General features: G+C 75.5%; 14 protein-coding genes and 1 tRNA gene. 8 read left to right on the top strand and 7 right to left on the bottom strand.

Annotated elements, in window-relative coordinates; genetic code table 11:
* The first annotated feature begins 79 nt into the window (after positions 1-79).
* A complete protein-coding gene (locus tag rosag_RS14345) occupies positions 80-1,531 on the top strand; it encodes a serine hydrolase domain-containing protein (protein WP_284350832.1) in 1,452 nt (483 codons plus the stop codon).
* Between the two features lie 22 nt (positions 1,532-1,553).
* Here the strand turns inward: rosag_RS14345 and rosag_RS14340 are convergent, their stop codons facing one another.
* The 6 genes from rosag_RS14340 to trxA all read right to left on the bottom strand — a co-directional run bounded on the left by rosag_RS14340 (position 1,554) and on the right by trxA (position 10,377).
* Positions 1,554-2,891, bottom strand: coding sequence for a hypothetical protein (locus rosag_RS14340; protein ID WP_284350831.1), 1,338 nt, complete (start codon positions 2,889-2,891; stop codon positions 1,554-1,556).
* The gene (locus rosag_RS14335; protein ID WP_284350830.1) at positions 2,888-4,708 is read right to left on the bottom strand and encodes a hypothetical protein; all 1,821 of its coding nucleotides are present in this window, start codon (positions 4,706-4,708) and stop codon (positions 2,888-2,890) included. Before rosag_RS14335 ends, rosag_RS14340 begins: the two co-directional genes overlap by 4 nt.
* Positions 4,705-8,289 carry a hypothetical protein gene (locus rosag_RS14330; RefSeq protein WP_284350829.1) on the bottom strand — a complete coding sequence of 1,195 codons (3,585 nt, stop codon included), beginning with the start codon at positions 8,287-8,289 and terminating at the stop codon, positions 4,705-4,707. The genes rosag_RS14335 and rosag_RS14330 overlap by 4 nt, the downstream gene beginning before the upstream one ends.
* Positions 8,286-9,059 carry a DUF4159 domain-containing protein gene (locus rosag_RS14325; protein WP_284350828.1) on the bottom strand — a complete coding sequence of 258 codons (774 nt, stop codon included), beginning with the start codon at positions 9,057-9,059 and terminating at the stop codon, positions 8,286-8,288. Before rosag_RS14325 ends, rosag_RS14330 begins: the two co-directional genes overlap by 4 nt.
* A complete protein-coding gene (gene rsmI / locus rosag_RS14320; protein ID WP_284350827.1) occupies positions 9,056-9,922 on the bottom strand; it encodes a 16S rRNA (cytidine(1402)-2'-O)-methyltransferase in 867 nt (288 codons plus the stop codon). Before rsmI ends, rosag_RS14325 begins: the two co-directional genes overlap by 4 nt.
* Positions 9,923-10,053: 131 nt before the next feature.
* Complete coding sequence (trxA, locus tag rosag_RS14315; RefSeq protein WP_284350826.1) at positions 10,054-10,377, bottom strand: thioredoxin; 324 nt, start codon at positions 10,375-10,377, stop codon at positions 10,054-10,056.
* 92 nt (positions 10,378-10,469) lie between these two features.
* On the opposite strand from trxA, the gene mce reads away from it, so the two are divergent.
* Entirely contained in the window at positions 10,470-10,880 is a 411-nt protein-coding gene (mce, locus tag rosag_RS14310) for a methylmalonyl-CoA epimerase (protein WP_284350825.1), read from the top strand.
* Between the two features lie 33 nt (positions 10,881-10,913).
* Here mce and rosag_RS14305 read toward each other — a convergent pair whose 3' ends face one another.
* Positions 10,914-11,387, bottom strand: a complete 474-nt coding sequence (locus rosag_RS14305) for a hypothetical protein (RefSeq protein ID WP_284350824.1) — start codon at positions 11,385-11,387, stop codon at positions 10,914-10,916.
* Positions 11,388-11,486: 99 nt separating this feature from the next.
* On the opposite strand from rosag_RS14305, the gene rosag_RS14300 reads away from it, so the two are divergent.
* From rosag_RS14300 to rosag_RS14275, 6 genes are all read left to right on the top strand, one after another.
* A complete protein-coding gene (locus rosag_RS14300; RefSeq protein ID WP_284350823.1) occupies positions 11,487-12,257 on the top strand; it encodes a pyridoxine 5'-phosphate synthase in 771 nt (256 codons plus the stop codon).
* 95 nt (positions 12,258-12,352) lie between these two features.
* Positions 12,353-13,636 (top strand): hypothetical protein, encoded by a 1,284-nt coding sequence (locus rosag_RS14295; protein ID WP_284350822.1) that lies wholly within the window; start codon positions 12,353-12,355, stop codon positions 13,634-13,636.
* 31 nt (positions 13,637-13,667) lie between these two features.
* Positions 13,668-14,732: a lysylphosphatidylglycerol synthase transmembrane domain-containing protein gene (locus tag rosag_RS14290; RefSeq protein WP_284350821.1), complete on the top strand. Its 1,065-nt coding sequence runs from the start codon at positions 13,668-13,670 to the stop codon at positions 14,730-14,732.
* 7 nt (positions 14,733-14,739) lie between these two features.
* Positions 14,740-15,813, top strand: a complete 1,074-nt coding sequence (gene ispE, locus rosag_RS14285) for a 4-(cytidine 5'-diphospho)-2-C-methyl-D-erythritol kinase (protein WP_284350820.1) — start codon at positions 14,740-14,742, stop codon at positions 15,811-15,813.
* Between the two features lie 13 nt (positions 15,814-15,826).
* Positions 15,827-15,897 (top strand) — tRNA-Gln (locus rosag_RS14280).
* Between the two features lie 76 nt (positions 15,898-15,973).
* Entirely contained in the window at positions 15,974-16,948 is a 975-nt protein-coding gene (locus rosag_RS14275; RefSeq protein ID WP_284350819.1) for a ribose-phosphate diphosphokinase, read from the top strand.
* Positions 16,949-17,141 lie beyond the last annotated feature (193 nt).

The following is a 17,141-nucleotide window of genomic DNA, read 5'->3' as shown; positions in this document are numbered from 1 at the left end:
CCCGGGCGGAATCGGCGGGCGCGCTGCATCGTAGGGCGCGCTCCTGACCGCGCGCCGTCCTCCCCGACCGCGTCCCGCCATGCGTCCCCGTTCACTCGTCGCCGCCGCCCTCCTCGCGCCCGGGCTGCTGCGCGCGCAGCCCGCGACCGACTCGCTGGCCCCGGCGGCCCGCGCCGCCCGCATCGAGCACGACCTGCGCTCGGGGGCCGCCGTGCGTGGCCGCCCCGTCGAGCGCGCGTCGCTGGAGGCCCGCATGCGCGCCCTGGGCGTGCCCGCGGTCAGCATCGCCGTGATCGACGGCGGGCGCGTGGCGTGGTCGCGCGCCTACGGCATGGCCGACGTCGCGACGGGTCGCCGGGCGACGACCGCGACGCTCTTCCAGGCGGCGTCGATGAGCAAGCCGGTGGCGTCGACCGCGGCGCTGCAGCTCGTGGCCGAGGGGAAGCTGACCCTCGACGGCGACGTCAACGGGTCGCTGAGGTCATGGCAGGTGCCGGCGAGCGCCGCGAGCGGCGGGAAGCCGGTGACGCTGCGGCAGCTGCTGACGCACACGGCGGGGCTGACGGTGCACGGCTTTCCGGGTTACGCGGCGGACAGCGCGGTGCCGACGGTGGTGCAGGTGCTGAACGGCGAGCGCCCGGCGAACACGGCGGCGGTGCGGGTGGACACCGTGCCCGGGACCCGCTGGCGCTACTCAGGTGGCGGGATGACGGTTATGCAGCTCCTGCTGAGCGACGTAACCGGCAAGCCGTTCGACGCGCTCCTCGACGAGCGGGTGCTCGAGCCCGCCGGGATGCGCCGCAGCACGTTCAGCCAGCCGATCGCCGAGGCCTTCCTCCCCGACGTCGCCACCGGCTACCGCCGTGGCGGCGCTCCCATCCCCGGGCTCTACCACACCTACCCCGAGATGGCGGCGGCCGGCCTCTGGACGACGCCGAGCGACCTCGGGCGGTGGATCGTCGCCATCCAGCGCGCCCACGACGGGCTCTCGAACGGCATCCTGCCGCGCCCCCTCGCCCAGGCGATGCTCACGCCCGGACTCGGCAACTGGGGCCTGGGCGTCGGCATCGAGGGAACGGGCGACGCGCGCCGCTTCGCGCACGGCGGCGCCAACGAGGGCTTCCGCGGGCAGTTCGTCGGCTACGTGACGGGCGGCCGTGGCGTGGTCGTGATGACCAACAGCGACGCCGGCGGCGCGCTCGCCGTCGAGATGAGCGCCGCGGTCGCGCGCGAGTACGGCTGGCCCGGCCTCGAGCCGCGCGAGATCGTGCCCGTGGCCATCGACTCGACGAAGCTGCTGGAGGTCGCGGGCCGCTACGCGGCGGCCGACGGCGGCATCTTCACCGCCAGCCGCGACGGCGACGATCTGATCGTCACGACGCCGACCGGACGCCGTGTGCGGCTCGTCGCGACCGCCGCCGACCAGTTCACGATGATCGAGGGCGGCAACGTGATGCGCTTGGAGCGCGACGCCGGCGGCCGCGTGGCCGCGCTGCTGCTCGGCCCCGAGCGCTACGCGCGGCAGCCGTGAGCCGCGCGCGCGTCGGCGCCGCTCAGGTCTTCAGCGGCTTCTTCTTCGCGGCCGGGAACAGGACGTTGTTGAGGATCAGCCGGTAGCCCGGCGAGTTGGGGTGCAGCGCGAGGTCCGTCGGCGCGTTGCCGATCGCGTGCTGCGGGTCCTCCGGATCGTGGCCGCCCAGGTACGTCCACGAGCCCTTGCCGTAGTCGCCGTGCACGTACTTCACCCACGCCGCGCCGTCCTCGTTCGCCAGCACGGTGACGCCGGGCTTCAGCGTGCGCCGGGTAAAGGACGTGGTGACCCCATAAAAGTCGTCGATCACTCCGCGGTGGTCCTGCACCAGCATGGTCGCCACGGGATCGAACTTGGCCGAGAAGCCGAACAGCTGGAACGTGCCGAGCGGCTGGCGGCGTCCGGGGACGTTCACCTGGTGGCCGTCGATGTCGCTCAGCGTGTTGAGGAAGGGCGACTCCAGCCGCGCGTCGCGGAACGCGAAGGTGCGGCTCCACTGCATGCGGCGGTCGGCATCCGCGTCCGGCGGCGTGCCGTCCACCTGCGGCCCCGCGAAGTCGACGTCGCGGCCGGCCACCGCGAGGTCGAGCGACTCGGTCGCGCCGCACATCGCGAACAGGAACCCGCCGTTCTCCACGTACTGCCGGATCTTCTCGGCTACCGCCTTCTTGAGCGCGGGCATCGAGGTCAGCCCGTACTTGCGCGCCGTCGCCAGCCCGCGCTGCCGCTGCTCGATGAACCACGGCGCGTCGCGGTAGCCGAGGTACAGCTTGTTCTGCTGGCCCGTGAAGTCCTCGTGGAAGAGGTGCACCCACTCGTAGTTCGAGAGCTTCCCGTCGAGCACCTCGTCGTCCCAGATCTTCTCGAACGGGATGTCGGCGTACGTCAGCGCGAGCGTCACCGCGTCGTCCCACGGCTGCGCGGTGGTCGGCGTGTAGATCGCGACCTTCGGCGCCTTCTCCAGCGGCACGGCGTCCATGTTGCCCGCGGCCAGCTCGCGCCGGATGCTCGCGACCGCGGCGTCGTCGATCGGCTCGATGCTGACGCCGGCCAGCGCGGCGCGGCGCCGCAGCTCCTGCAGGTCCGGGAGGAAGTACGCGCCGCCGCGATAGTTCAGCAGCCACTCGCCCTTCTGGCCGTCCTTCAGCGCGTTGTACACCAGGCCGTAGGCCTTCAGGTGGTTGCGCTGCGCGTCGTCCATCGGGACGAGCAGCATCTGCGCGCCCAGCCGCGCGTGCACCGGCGCGAGCGCCAGCGCCAACACGAGGGCGACGCCGCGCAGCAGCGCGCGGGCGGCGGGACGGATCTGCGGCATGCGGTCGAGGAAGTGGGAGGCGGCGCGGCGCGGGACGCCCGTCACGGCGTGCGCGCGCGCTCGAGCTCGCGCCGCGCGATTGGTACCAGCGCGCTCTCCGGATAGTTCACGATCAGGTGCTCCAGGCGCGTGCGCGCGCCGGCGACGTCGCCCCGGCGCAGCAGCTGCCGCGCCCACGCCAGCTCGGCTTCGGGCGCCTCGGGCGAGCTCGCGTACGTCGTCGCGATCCGCTCCCACAGCGGCAGCGCGGACGCGGTGTCGCCGCGCGCGGCGTGCACGCGCGCGGCCGCCGCGGTCAGCAGCGACGCGGCCTCGGGCAGCGCGGCCGCGGCCTCCAGGAACTGCGCGGCGGCGCGCACGCTGTCGCCGCGCGCCGCGCTCAGGAACGCCGCGCCCACCGCCGGCGCGCTGTCGGCGCGCGTGCGCGCGACCACCGCGAGCGCCGTCATCGCCAGCTCGGTGCGCGACGTCGTCGCGTCCTCGGCCGGGCGCTTGAGCAGCGTGCGCGCGCGCTTCAGGTCTCCCGCGTACAGCGCGAGCCAGCCCGCGACCGGCGCGTCGTCGCGCGCGCCGGCGACGGCCAGCGCCGCGCGCGCGCGCGTCACGTCGCCGCCCGCGATCCATGCCTCGGCCAGCGCGTCGGCGACGCGCGCGCGGTCGCCCTCGGCGAGCCGCGACGATACCGCCTTCGCGGCCTGCTCGGCCTCCGCCGCACGATTCAGCGCACCGAGCGCCCGCACGCGCAGCACCGTCGCATCGGCCTCGGCGCCCGGCGACTGCGCGCCGGCGGCCGTGCCCGCCCGATCGAGCAGCGTGAGCGCACCCGCGGCGTCGCCCGACGCGAGCGCGGCGGCGGCCGCGCGCCGGCCCGCGTCCGCGTCGTGGTCGGCCTCGAGCACGCGCAGCCACGCCTCGCGCGCCACCGGCCACGCCTCCGCGGCCTCGAGCCGTTCGGCCAGGTCGCGCCATGCGGCGCGCGACGAGTCGTCCGACGCGACCGCGCCAAGCGCCTGCCACGCCTCGCGCGGGCGCCGCCACGACATCAGCAGCATGGCCGCCACGCGTCGCGGCACGAGCGCGACCGGCGGCTCCAGCAGCGCGGGCAGCAGGCTGTCGCGCGCCGCGACCGGCGCGGGCTGCAACGCGAACAGCGCCGCCAGCTCCACGTACGGCATCGCGTCGAGCGCCTGCCGCCAGCTCCCGGCCGCCCGCTCCCATGCGCCCAGCGCGACGTGGAGCTGCGCCAGCTCCAGCGCGAGCGCGCGCTGGCCGCCGGGGCCGCGCAGCGCGGGGATCGCCTCGCGCAGCACCGTGTCCGCCGCGGCCGTGCGTCCACCCTGCAGGAGGAGCCGCGCGTACTCGCGGAAGGGCGCCGGGTCGCCGGGCGCGGCGCGCCGCCACATCTCGTACGCCGTGCGGGCCTCGCCGTCGCGGCGCAGCGCGACGAGCGCACGCAGCTGCACGCCGCGCAGCGTCGGATCGTTCGGGCGCGTGCGCAGGAACGTGTTCACCACCGGCACGATCGAGTCGCGCTGCCCCAGCTCCTCCCACACGCGCTCGAGCCCCAGGATCGCGGCCGAGCGGCCCTCGTCGCCCGCGGCGGGATCGCCGAGCGCCTGGCGGTAGAGCGCCGCGGCCTCGCGCGACTTGCCGTTCGACTCCAGCTCGAGCGCGCGCGTCAGCGGTGCGCTGCGCGTGCTCTGCGCGTGCGCATCCCTGGACGCGGGCGCGGCGATCACGAGCGCCGCACCGCACGCCGCCATGAGCGCGCGCCCCGCAGCGCTCGCTGCCGTGAGCGCGCGCCCCGCGGCGCTCGCTGCCATGAGGGCGCGCGTCGCGCGGACGGCACGGCCGTTCGTCATGGCGTGCCGTTCAGGCGACGGAAGTACTCGAGCACCAGCCGGCGCTCCTCGGCGCTCAGCGCGCGCAGCTCGTTCCACGTGGGCATCGGGAACTTGCTCGCCGCGCGGCCGCTCGTCGCGCCGTCCACCGGTGCCACGCCCGCGATGCCCGTGCCGCTCTTCGCCTCGCGCTTGCCCGTGTCGTCGCGCTCGTCGCGCTCCAGCGTCTTGCCCGCCTCCAGCAGGCGACGATAGAGCGTCTGCTGGCGCTGGAGCGTCGACGGGTCCGCGCCCGCGCGCTCCAGCGCCGCCGCCAGCTGGCGCGCCTCGCGCGCGAGCGCGTCGGCGCGTCCGGTGGCGTCGGCGTCGCCGATCTCCTCCAGCTTCTCGGCGACGTCCTTCTGCTGCCGCGAGAGCTGGCGCATCGCGTCGCGCTGCCCCTGCCCCGACTGCCCCGGCATCGGCATCGGCATCGCGTTCGCCTGCGCGTTGATCTGCCCCTGCTGGCCGGCCAGCTGCTTCAGCTGCTCGACCATCTCCTCGAAGCCGGACGCGGACGCGGCGGCGTTCACGCGCTCGCGATCGCGCACGAGGGCGGCCGCCGCGCGCTGCAGCGCCTCGCTCGCCTCCTTCATCGCGTCGGCCGCGCTCCCCTGCTGCTGCCCGGAGCCGCCCTGCGATCCGCCGGGCTGCTGCCCGCCCTTCTGCACCGCGCGCGTCGCCTCGCTGACCTGCTGCTTGGCCTCGGTCATCGCGCGCTGCGCGCGCTGCGACAGCAGCGACGAGCTCTTGCCCGCCTGGTCGAGGCGCTGCGCGGCCTGCTCGACGCCCTGCTGGATGGCGCTCTGCTGGCCCTGCATCCCGTTCGCGTCCTTGCCGGCGCGCGCCTCGCGCTCCAGCGCGTTCTGCTCGCGCGCCATCTGCATCGTCTCCTGGATCGCACGGTCGAGCTGCTGGCTCAGCTCTCCCTTCCAGGACTCGATCTGCCCCTGCCGCGCCGCCGCGAGTCGCTCGGCCGCCGCCTGCATCTCGTTCGCGGCCTCGCGCGCGGCGCCGGCCTGCTGCTGCGCGCTCTGCTGGCCGCGCTCGCCCTGCTGCCCCTCGCCCTGCTGGCCGGCCTGCTGCTGGCCGCCCTGCTGCGCGCCCTGCTGCGCGCCCTGTTGCTGGCCGCTCTGCTTCTGGCCCGCCTGCGGGGCGCCCTGCGGCGTGCCGCCCGCGCGCTGCTGCTCACTGCCCTGGCGCTGCTCGCCGCCCTGACGCTGCTCGCCGCCCTGCTGCGCCTCCTGCTGCTGCGCGCGCGAGCCGTCGCGGCGCTCGGGATCCTGGCGCCGCCCCTCCTGCGGATCGGCGCCGCGCGGCACCGCCTGCGCCGCGCGCTGCATCGCGTCCGCCGACTTGTCCGCGTGCTGCTCCGCCTGCGCGACGCGCTCGGCGCCGACGTTCGCCTTCTCGCGCGACAGCCGGTCGCCCAGCTGGTCGATGTCCTTGCCCAGGTCGCGCGAGCGCTCCGCCAGCTCGCGCGCCTTCGCCGCGTCGCCGGGCTGCTGCGCGCCGCGCTCCATGCGGTCCGCCTGCTTCTGCTGCTCGCCGGCCAGCTCCTTCGCCTCGTCCTTCAGCGTCTGCATCGCGCCTTCCAACGCGGCGCGCTTCAGCATCTCGGCGCTCTTCTCCAGCTGCTCGCGCAGCGCGCGCTGCTGCTGCGCCAGCTGCTCCAGCGACTGCCGCGCGTCGCTCGGCGACAGCGAGCCGGCACTCTTCTCCAGCTGCTGCAGCTGCTTCTGCATCTCGGGCGTGAGCGCGTCGCGCAGCAGGTTCTGCACGTCGCGCATCTGACGCGAGAGCGAGGTGTCGAGCGCGCCCGCCTGCGCGAGCTGCCGCTCCAGCTGCTTCGCCTGCTCCTGCAGCTGCTGCGTGCGGTCCTGCAGCTGCCGCTGCTCCTGGGCGAGGCCCTTCGCGCGCTCGGCCTGCTGGTAGCCCATCTGGGGCTGGCGGTCGCCCTGATTCCCCTCGGCGCGGCCGGCCGTCTGGCTCGTGCGCGAGCGCGCGGCCTCACCGGTGCGGCGCTGCAGCTCGCGCTGCGCCGCCGCGAGCGCGTTGGCGCCGGCGACGGCGGAATCGGCGGACGCGCGCGCCAGCGCGCGCAGCTCGCTCGCCGACGGGACCTTGAGGATCACCTCGCGGCTCGTGCCGACCTGCCGCCACGGCGACGCGTCGGTCGCGACGGCCTGCACGTGCAGCTTGTCGCCGGGCTTGAGCGCCATCGCCGACGGCTGGATACCCGCCTCGCCGGCCCACGCGGGTGTCGCACCCGCGAGCGGCGTCGTGACCGGCGCCTGCCGCGTCCCGTCCGCCCGCTCGACCCACGTGCGCAGCGCAACGGACGTCAGCCCGTGGTCGTCGCTGGCGAGGATGCGCGCGCGCAGCGCGGCCAGCCCGTCGATCAGCGTGTCCTGCGCGGGCGACGCGAGCACCACCGCGGGCGCCGAATCGGCGAGCAGCTGCACGTCGAGCGCGGCGGGCAACTCGGTCACGGGGCCCGCGGAGCCGACGGCGGTCCACGTGTAGCGGCCCGACGTCGTCGGCGTGAAGCGCCCGTCGAAGACGTGGCCGCGCGCCGCGAGCGCGACGAACTCCGCGCCGGTGAGCGACACCGCCTGCAGCGCCACCGACGCGCGGCCGCGGATCGAGAGCGCGGTGCCGCGCGGCACGCGCAGCGGCTCGCCCGGCGACAGCGTCTCCGCGGCGCGCGCCAGGTACGCGGGATACTCCGCGTGCACCGTCACGTCGCCGAGGTAGGCGCGGTCGGTCACGCGCACGTGCAGCGTGTCGGAATGGGCGCGTCCGTCCGTCGCCACCAGCGCGACGTCGGCGTCCGTCGGACCGAGCGCCAGCGGCGCCGCGCCCGCGGCATCGAGCGGCAGCGTCAGCTCGCGCCACGGACGGCCGGTCTCGCGCAGCGCGACGCGCAGCGCGCGTCGGCCCGGCGCGACCACGCGCAGCGCCAGCGGCTCGCCGCGCACGAGCGCGGACGGCGCGTCGGCGAAGCGGATCGCGGGCAGCAGCGCGCCGCGCGCGGCGTCGATCGGATGCACCAGCGCCGCGAGCCCGTCGCCCGCACCGAGGGCCACCGCCACCAGCGCGACGATCGCCGCGACCGCGGCGGCCATCGCGCCGGCGGCGCGGCCGCGCGCGCGGCGCTGCATCACCGGCGCGAGCGGCTGCGCGGTGCCCAGACGCTCCGCGACCTGCGACGCGGCGAGGGCGCCGAGCGGGCCCTGATCCGCGATCTCGAGCGCGCCGCGCACCGTGCCGGCGCGCAGCGCGCGCTCGTGCTCCACCGCGCGCGCCACCGCGCCGGGCGCGCCGTCGCGGCGCAGGCGCGTGTGCGTCCACCACGCCGCAGCCGCCGCCGCGCCGACGATCGCGCCCCACAGGAGCCACGGCAGCGCGCGCGGAAGCGTCAGCCAGCGCGCGTCGCCCAGCAGCCAGCCGCCAGCGGCGGCGATCGCGCCCGCGCCCGCGAGGCCGCCCGCGACGCCCGCGCCGACCAGCGCGGCGACGAGGCGCGCGCGCTCGCGCTCGATGAGGGTGAGGACGGTCATGGGAGCCGGCTGGTGACGGCGTAGACGAACAGGTTCACGCCCATGCGAAGCGCCTGCTCGTGCACCTCTGGCGGGTCGTTCGGATACGTGCCGACGTCCTCCCAGCCGTTGCCGAGGTCGGACTCGTACGTGTAGTAGACCGCGAGCCGGTCGCCGACGAAGATGCCGTATCCCTTGGCCGGCTTGCCGTCGTGCTGGTGCACCTTCGGCAGCCCCTTCGGGAAGTCGTAGACGAGGTGGTAGATCGGGTGCGAGAGCGGCACCTCCACCAGCGGCCGATCCGGGAAGACGCGGCCGAGGAGCTTCCGGAAGCTCTCGTCGAGACCGTAGTTGTCGTCCGCGTGCAGGAAGCCGCCGCGCAGGATGTACTCCCGCAGGCGCGCCACCTCGGCATCGCTGAGCGTGACCGCGCCGTGCCCCGTCATGTGCAGGTACGGGTAGTCCCACAGCTGGTCGTCGGTGAGCCGCACCTTCGCCTCGGTGCGCTCGGGGCGCAGCGTGGTGCGCTCGCGGATCGCCGTCAGCAGGTTGGGAAGGCTCGACGGGTTCGCGTACCAGTCGCCGCCGCCGTCGTACTGCAGCCGGGCGATGGTGAGGCGCGGGATGCGCAGCGCCGTCGCGTGTGGTGCGGCGTCGTGCGCCGGCGCGGCGTCGGCACGCGCGACGAGCGCGCCGGCCGCGGCCAGCGCGCCCGCGAGGGCGAGCGCGATCGGACGCGCGCCTGGACGCGCGGCGCTTCGACGTCCGCGGCGCGTGCTCCTTCCCGTCATTCCGTCTCGCTCCCCGAACCTGAGGTCTGATCGCGGCCTTCCGCGGCTAGGCGGTAGGCCTCGTTGCGGGGCAGCCCGAACTCCTCGGCCAGCGCGCGCGCGACGTCGCGGCTGGACGCGCCCGCGTCGTGCAGGGCGCGGGCCCTGGCCTGCACCGCCGCCGGATCGGCGGCCGCGCCGTCGTCCTCGGCGCGGCCGCCGACGACCAGCACGACCTCGCCCCGAACCGCCGCGTCCGCGTAGTACGCAGCCAGGTCCCCGAGCGTTCCGCGGCGGACCTCCTCGAACTGCTTGGTCAGCTCGCGCGCCACCGCCGCCGGCCGCGCGCCCCCGCACCGCTCGGCCAGCTCGGCCAGCGTGTCGCCCACGCGCCCGGGCGCCTCGTAGAGCACGCTCGTGTAGGGCGACGCGCCCACGGCGGCGATCGCCTCGCGTCGCTCGCGTCCCTTCCGCGCCAGGAAGCCGTGGAAGGTGAAACGGGTCGCGTCGAGCCCGGAGGCGACGAGCGCCGCCAGCAGCGCCGACGCGCCCGGGACCGGAACGACCGGCACGCCCGCCTCGAGCGCGGCCTGGACGAGGCGCGCGCCGGGATCGGAGAGGAGCGGCGTCCCGGCGTCCGAGACCATCGCCATCGACTCGCCGGCCGAGAGCCGCGCGACGAGCCCCGGCGTGGCGCGCGCCTCGTTGTGCTCGTGGTAGGCCTGCGCCGGCACCTGCGAGCCGACGTGGTCGAGCAGGCGGCGCGAGTGGCGCGTGTCCTCGCAGAGCACGACGTCCACGGTGCGGAGCACCTCCGACGCGCGCGCGGTGAGGTCCCCGAGGTTGCCGATGGGCGTGCTGACGACGTAGAGCGTGCCGGACATGCGGCGCAAGCTACCACCCCGCGCGCGGAGCAGCGCGCGCCGGGGGTGGGCCGCGTCACGGGCGGGACGGAACGCGAACGGGGCGGGCCCTTCCGTGGAAGGACCCGCCCCGTCGCGTCCGGCAAGGCCGATCAGGCGTGCTGCTTGAACTTGCCCTCGAGCACCGTGCGCGGCACGGCGCCGACGACGGTGTCCACCAGCTTGCCGTCCTTGAAGAACAGGATCTGGGGGATCGAGCGGATGTTGAACTTGGTGGCCGTCCGCTGGTTCGTGTCGACGTCCAGCTTCAGCACCTTCGCCTTCCCCTCGTACTCCGCGGCGAGCTGCTCGACGATCGGCGCGACCATGCGGCACGGGCCGCACCACGTCGCCCAGAAGTCCACCACGGCCAGTCCCTCGTGCTTCTCGACCTCGGACTCGAAGTCCGCGTCGGTCACCGCGATCGCGTTCGCCATCTGATCCTCCACGGGCGGGGTGCGACCCCGCGCGCGTCATGTGTAAGTTGTGCCGCTCCAGCCCCTTCCGTTCCGAGCCGGAGCCCACGCCCATGTCCGACCAGCCCCGCCGCGGCACCCGCATCGCCCACATCGGCATCGCCGTGCCGGGCCTCGACGAGATCCTCCCGTTCTACCGCGACGTCCTCGGGATGCCCGAGGTGCCGCTGGACGACGCGGACGGGGCCCGGATCGCCGGGCTCGCCGCGGGGGAGTCGCTCGTCGAGCTGCTGGAGCCCGCGCGGCCGGAGTCGCCGATCGGCAAGTTCATCGCCAAGCGGGGCCCCGGCATCCACCACGTCTGCTTCGCGGTCGACGACCTGGACGGCGCGCTGGAGCGCTGCCGGGCCGCCGGCGTCCGGCTCATCGACGAGGTGCCGCGGCTGGGCGCGGAGGGCAAGCGCATCGCCTTCCTGCACCCGAGTGCGACCGCGGGCGTGCTGGTCGAGCTGACCGAATACTAGTCGGCGCGCCAAGGGCGCCGCCGATCAGCGGGCTCAGCGCGGCGGGACCGGCCGGCAGAAGTCGGAGAGCGCGTTGATGTCGAACTGCTCGACGAACCAGCGCCCGCCCGGGCCCGGCACGACCGAGAAGCGGGTGCGGCGCGTCAGCTCGCGCTGCCTGAGCTCGACCTGGAGCGCGCGGCCGGCGCCCACGCCCGGCACGTTCTCGAGGATGCGGGCGGAGTCGTGCGTCAGGTAGCAGGCGAGCGCGCGCATCCGCTTCTCGACCGCCTCGGCCGGCTCGCGCTCGGTGATCGGGCCGCCGGTGGTGCCGAAGAGCTGCGCCATGGTCGTCACCTCGGTCGCGCGTGCCGCCTCCAGGAACCGCTCGACGGCCGCACTCGGCGTCCCCGCGCCGGGGCCGGCCTGCGCGACCGGCGCCGCGGACGGCGCCGGCGCGGCGCTCCGGCAGGCGGGCAGTCCGACGGTGGCGACGACGACCAGCACCGAGCCGACTATCTTTCGCACGCGCATCTCCTCTTCGGGTTCGTGGTCCCGCAAAGCTAGCAGCCCCCGCTCGCGGGCGACGGACTCGCCCGGGTACCCACACCCGCCGGCCGCCTCCACATGCCAGACGCCCTCCCCGCCGCCGACGGCACAGTGCCGCGCGTCCGTGCCCCGCACCAGCGGCTGTACGTCAACATCGACCACGTCGCCACCGTGCGGCAGGCGCGCCGCGCGGCCGAGCCGGATCCGGTGGCGGCCGCGCTGCTGTGCGAGGCGGCGGGGGCGGACGGCATCACCGCGCACCTGCGCGAGGACCGCCGGCACATCCAGGACGCGGACATCGATGCGATCGCCGCGTCGATCCGGACGGTGCTGAACCTGGAGATGGCCTGCACCCACGAGATGGTGGGAATCGCGCTGCGCCTGCGTCCGCACGAGGTCACCCTCGTCCCCGAGAAGCGGACCGAGGTGACGACCGAGGGGGGCCTCGACGTGACGGCGGACCCCAGGGGGCTGGGCCGGGCGATCGCGGAGATGAAACGCGCGGGCATCCGTACCAGTCTCTTCATCGATCCGGACGCGGAGATGGTCCGTCGGTCGGCCGACCTGGGCACCGACGCGATCGAGCTCCACACCGGGACCTACGCGCACCACCCGGGCGATCCTGGCCCGCTGGCGGCGCTCGACGCGGCCGCCGCACTGGCGGTCCGCCTCGGGATGTCGGCCCACGCGGGGCACGGGCTCACGGTGGCGAACGTCGGGCCGGTGGCCGCCATCCCGGAGCTGGAGGAGCTGAACATCGGCCACTCCATCGTCAGCCGCGCGCTCTTCGTCGGGCTCGAGGCGAGCGTGCGCGAGATCCGGGCGGCGATGGACGCCGCCCGACGCTAGCGCCCGACCGCACGACGCCTGCACGACGACTGCACGCCCCCTCCGCGCGACCGCACGTCCCCCTCCGGCTCCCCTTCCCGCCCCGCGCGCCACGCATGACGGACCCCCGCGGCATCGTCGACTTCTTCGCCCTCGAGGCCGGCGAGTACCTCGAACGGATGGACGCCTGGCTCGCCGGCGCCGCCGGCGCGGCCTTCGGCGGCCCGCCGGACGCCGAGCCGTTCGTGCGCAGCGCGCGCGCCCTGCGGGGCGCGGCGACCATGGCCCGCCAGCCCGACCTCGCCGCACTGGCCGAGGCGCTCGGGCGCGTCGGCACCGCGGTCCAGCAGGGGCGCCTGTCGTGGAACGCCGGCGCCGCCGAGGCGCTCGCCGCGTCGGTCGAGTCGTTCCGGCGGCTGCTGCGCGCGGCCCGCGCCTGGAGCGCGAGCGACTCCGCCGAGGCGCACGCCCGCGCCGAGCGGCTGGAGACGCTCCTCGGCCCCGCGGCGCACGCGGCGGCCGACGCGCACGGCCCGCACGCCGTGGTGCCGATCCGCGCGCTCGCGCCCGACGACGGCGGCGACCACGTGCTGCACCGCGCGCCCTCGCCGCCCATCACCGGCGACCAGCGCTTCCGCCAGGCGGCCGTGCCGCTCGCGTCCGCGCTGCGGCGCGCGATCGCGGAGGCGAAGCGCTCCCCCGCCCGCGACGACGCGGCGCGGCTGACGCTGGGCGAGGACCTGCGCGCCGCGCTCCGCGACCTGCGCGACCTGGCCGAGAGCTACGACGTGCGCCCGGTGGTGAACTTCTGCGCCGCGCGCGAGGCCCCGCTGGCGGCGCTCGACGAGCGCGCGCTGGAGACGGTCGACGGCGCCGCGGGGGCGCTGATCGAGAGCGCGGGCGCGACCTGGGCGCGCGCGACGCCGACGGGCGGCATGAGCGCCGTCGGCGGCGCCGCGAGCGGCCGGAACGGTCCCACGCCGGCACGGCCGCAGCCCGCGGTGCCGGCGCCCTCGTCGCGGGCGGAGGCGGTCGCGGCCCCGATGCCGGAGCCCGCGGCGGCAGCCTCCGCGACGTCGCCGGCGAAGCCGGCCACCGGCGCGGCGCTCGTGGCGCTGCTGGAGAGCGGCATCAGCGGGATGGCGAGCCTCTCCGCCTCGCTCGCCGGCTCGACGCAGCTGGAGCCGACCGGCCCGAGCGACGCCGGCCTCGTCGAACCGCCGGCGCCGGCCGGCGCCGACGACGAGGTGATCCCCGTCGAGCGACTGGTGTATCGTGGACGCGCCGCGCTGGACCGCGCGCGCGCCGTGCGCGACCAGCTGCGCGCGAGCGCGCCGCCGCCCGACGCCGCGCTGCTCGACGAGCTGTACGACCTGCTCGACCTGATCGCCGTCGACTGACGGCGTCGTTCTCGAAATCGACACGCATCCGATGCGACCTGACTGGCGGAGCGCGCTCGGCCTCGCGCTGAGCGCGCTCCTGTTGTGGTGGGCGCTGCACGAGGCGCCGCTCGGCAAGGTGTGGGAGGCGCTCGCGCAGTCGGACTGGCTGCTGTTCGCCGCGGCGACCGCGGTGGGCACCGCGATCTTCCCGATCCGCGCCCGCAAGTGGCGCACGATCCTCGAGCCCGTGGCGCAGCGCATCGCGTTCGGCCCGCTGTGGCGCTCGACGGCGATCGGGATGATGGTGAACAACGTGGTGCCCGCGCGCGCCGGCGAGCTGGCGCGCGCGTACGCGCTGACACGCGAGGTGCCGCGCGTCGCCTTCCCCGCGTCGCTCGCCTCGCTGGCGGTGGACCGCGTGTTCGACGCGATCGTGCTGCTGCTGCTGATGTTCGGCGCGCTGCTCGATCCCGCGTTCCCGCCCGACGTGCGGCTCGCGGGCCAGTCGGTGCCGATGCTCGCGCGCGGCGGCGCGGTCGCCGTCGTCGTGCTGCTCGTGGGGCTCTACAGCTTCATCGCGCTCCCGCACCTGTTCGAGGCCGCGTTCCGCGCCGTCGCGCGCCGCGTGCTGCCGCGCGTCGAGGAGCGCGGCGCGGCCGCGCTGCGCGCGTTCGCCGACGGGCTGGGCGCGCTGCGCCATCCCGCGCGCTTCGCGGCGGTGTTCGGGTGGACCGTCGTGCACTGGCTGGTGCACGCGCTCGCGCTCTGGCTGGGCTTCCGCGCCGTGGGCATCGACGTGCCGTACTCCGCGGCCCTCTTCCTCCAGGGGCTGCTCGGCATGGCGGTCGCGGTCCCGTCGTCGCCCGGCTTCTTCGGCGTGTTCGAGGGCGCGGCGGTGATGGGCCTCTCCGTCTACGCGGTGCCGTCGACGCTCGCCATCAGCTGGGCGCTCGGCTACCACATCCTGACGTTCATCCCGATCACGGTGATCGGCGCGATCTACTTCGCGCGCCTGGGGCTGCGGCTGCGCGACGTGTCCGACGCCGGCGGCCCGCCCGGCGGCGCGGATGCCGCGTCACCGCTCGCCGCGCGCGTCGGCGAGCGCCCCGCCTGACCGCGCCGTGACCGGCAGCGCGGTGCGCGAGGCGCACGTCGTGGCGCAGGCGAAGGTCAACCTCTTCCTGCGCATCCTCGCCCGCGAGGCGTCGGGCCATCACCAGCTCGAGACGCTCTTCCAGCGGCTGGAGCTCGGCGACGACGTGCGCGTGCGCGTCGGCGTGTCGGGACGGTCGCTGGACTGCGGCGGCGCGGACGATCTCGGCCCCACGGAGCGCAACCTCGCCTGGCGCGCCGCGGCGGCGTACCACGCGGCGGCCGGGTGGCCGGACGGCTGGGCGATCGAGATCGAGAAGCGCATCCCCGTGGGCGGAGGGCTCGGCGGCGGGAGCGCGGACGCGGGCGCGGTGCTGCGCTGCCTGAACGCGCTCGCGCCGCGGCCGCTCTCGGCCGGCGAGCTGCTGGCGCTGGCCGCGCCGCTCGGCGCCGACGTGCCGTTCCTCGCGACCGAGGCGCCGCTCGCGCTGGCGTGGGGGCGCGGCGAGCGCATGCTCGCGCTGCCCGCGCTGCCGTCGCGCCGCGTGCACCTGGCGCTGTTCGGCGAGGGCGTGTCGACCGCGGCGGCGTACGCGGCGCTGGCCGCGCGCCGCGGCGACGCGACGCGCCCACGGCCGATCCTCTGGACGCCCGACCGGCTGGCGCGCTGGGACGACGTCGCGCTCGTGGCGACGAACGACTTCGAGGAGGTCGTCTTCCCGCAGCGCGAGGACCTCGCGGCGGTGCGGCAGATGTTCGACCAGGTGACGCGGCGCGTGGACGCGCTGCATCACACCGACGGCGAGCCCGCGCGCCGCGACCCGGCGGGCGGCGACACGGCGCCGATCGCGCTCATGTCGGGCTCTGGGGCGACCGTCTTCCTCCTCACGCCGCTGGACGGCGTGGAGGTCGTGTTCGAGGTGCGCGGCCCGGGCGCGGACGACGCGGAGCCGGACGATGACGCCGCCGTCACGGCCGACGCCGACGACGATGCGGACGGCGGCGAGGAGGCGGACGAGGGCGCGAGCCGGGCGCCGCGCGGCTTCGCGATCGTCCAGACGCGCACCGCCACTCGCGTTGCTCCGGTTTCCGTGAGCGGCTAGACTTCGCCCCGCTTGCCCCGTCGTTCAACGGCAGGACCCCGCACTTTGGATGCGGTGATCGTGGTTCGAATCCACGCGGGGCAATCCCGACGTTGCAGCACGCGCGGCCGCGTTCCGGCGGCGGCGCGGCACTCCCTGGAGATCCCTGGTGGCTTCCCAAGTGCTTTCCAAGCCCGCCGCGGTCGAGACCACGACGCCCGCGAAGCCGGGCTACAAGCTCCTCTGCGGCACCGGCAACCGTCCGCTCGCGGAGGAGATCAGCCGCCAGCTCGGCCTCGAGCTCACGAAGGCGACGTGCACCCGCTTCGCCGACGGTGAGATCTTCGTCCGCCTCGACGAGAACATCCGCGGGGCGGACGTCTTCATCGTGCAGCCGACGAACCCGCCCGCGGAGAACGTGATGGAGCTGCTGCTCCTGATCGACGCCGCGCGCCGGGCGAGCGCCGCCCGCATCACGGTCGTGATGCCGTACTACGGCTACTCGCGGCAGGACCGCAAGGACCAGCCGCGCGTCGCGATCGGCGCCAAGCTGGTGGCGAACATGATCCAGACCGCCGGCGCCGACCGCGTGCTCGGGATCGACTTCCACCAGCACCAGCTGCAGGGCTTCTTCGACATCCCGGTGGACCACCTGTATGCGCGCCCGGTGCTGGTGAACCACTACCGCAAGAAGAAGCTCGCGGACCTCGTGGTGGTGGCGCCGGACGTCGGCGCGGCGAAGATGGCGCGCGGCTTCGCGAAGCAGCTCGACGCGGGCTTCGCGATCATCGACAAGCGCCGCCCGAAGGCGAACGTGGCCGAGGTGCTGAACGTGATCGGCGACGTCAACGGGCACGCGTGCCTGATCGTCGACGACATGATCGACACGGCCGGCACGGTGTCGGAGGCGTCGCGGGCGCTGATCAAGCTGGGCGCGCGCGAGGTCTACGTCTGCGCGACGCACGCGCTGCTCTCCGGCCCCGCGAAGCAGCGCCTGAGCGAGGCGCCGATCGTCGAGGTCACGGTGACGGACACGATCAACATCGCGCCCGAGCGCCGCTTCGACTCGCTGCACGTGCTGTCGGTGGGCGAGCTGCTGGCGAAGGCGATCCGGTTTACCCACTCCGATCAGAGCGTCTCGAGCCTCTTCGACTGACGCCGGTAGGCGCTACGGCGGAGAACGAGGAGGCGGAGGACGGAACGGCGGAGAACGGAACCGCGGAAGTCGATACGGCGCGATACGAAACGGCGGACCTTCGCTTGAGGCTTCAAGCTCGAAGGGTCCGCCTCTTCGTTTCACGCCCTTCCGTCCTCCGCTTCACCGTCCTCCGCCCTATCGTCTTTCGCCG

The organism is Roseisolibacter agri (assembly GCF_030159095.1).
GTDB lineage: Bacteria > Gemmatimonadota > Gemmatimonadetes > Gemmatimonadales > Gemmatimonadaceae > Roseisolibacter > Roseisolibacter agri.
The sequence above is the reverse complement of the archived record's forward strand: the minus strand, read 5'-3'. Positions and strand labels throughout refer to the sequence as shown.

Bases quoted from the DNA above. Each gene is read 5' to 3' on its own strand.
- rosag_RS14345 (WP_284350832.1), top strand. From the start codon at position 80: ATGCGTCCCCGTTCACTCGTCGCCGCCGCCCTCCTCGCGCCCGGGCTG.
- rosag_RS14335 (WP_284350830.1), bottom strand. From the start codon at position 4,708: ATGACGAACGGCCGTGCCGTCCGCGCGACGCGCGCCCTCATGGCAGCG.
- rosag_RS14330 (WP_284350829.1), bottom strand. From the start codon at position 8,289: ATGACCGTCCTCACCCTCATCGAGCGCGAGCGCGCGCGCCTCGTCGCC.
- rosag_RS14325 (WP_284350828.1), bottom strand. From the start codon at position 9,059: ATGACGGGAAGGAGCACGCGCCGCGGACGTCGAAGCGCCGCGCGTCCA.
- rsmI (WP_284350827.1), bottom strand. From the start codon at position 9,922: ATGTCCGGCACGCTCTACGTCGTCAGCACGCCCATCGGCAACCTCGGG.
- trxA (WP_284350826.1), bottom strand. From the start codon at position 10,377: ATGGCGAACGCGATCGCGGTGACCGACGCGGACTTCGAGTCCGAGGTC.
- mce (WP_284350825.1), top strand. From the start codon at position 10,470: ATGTCCGACCAGCCCCGCCGCGGCACCCGCATCGCCCACATCGGCATC.
- rosag_RS14300 (WP_284350823.1), top strand. From the start codon at position 11,487: ATGCCAGACGCCCTCCCCGCCGCCGACGGCACAGTGCCGCGCGTCCGT.
- rosag_RS14295 (WP_284350822.1), top strand. From the start codon at position 12,353: ATGACGGACCCCCGCGGCATCGTCGACTTCTTCGCCCTCGAGGCCGGC.
- rosag_RS14290 (WP_284350821.1), top strand. From the start codon at position 13,668: ATGCGACCTGACTGGCGGAGCGCGCTCGGCCTCGCGCTGAGCGCGCTC.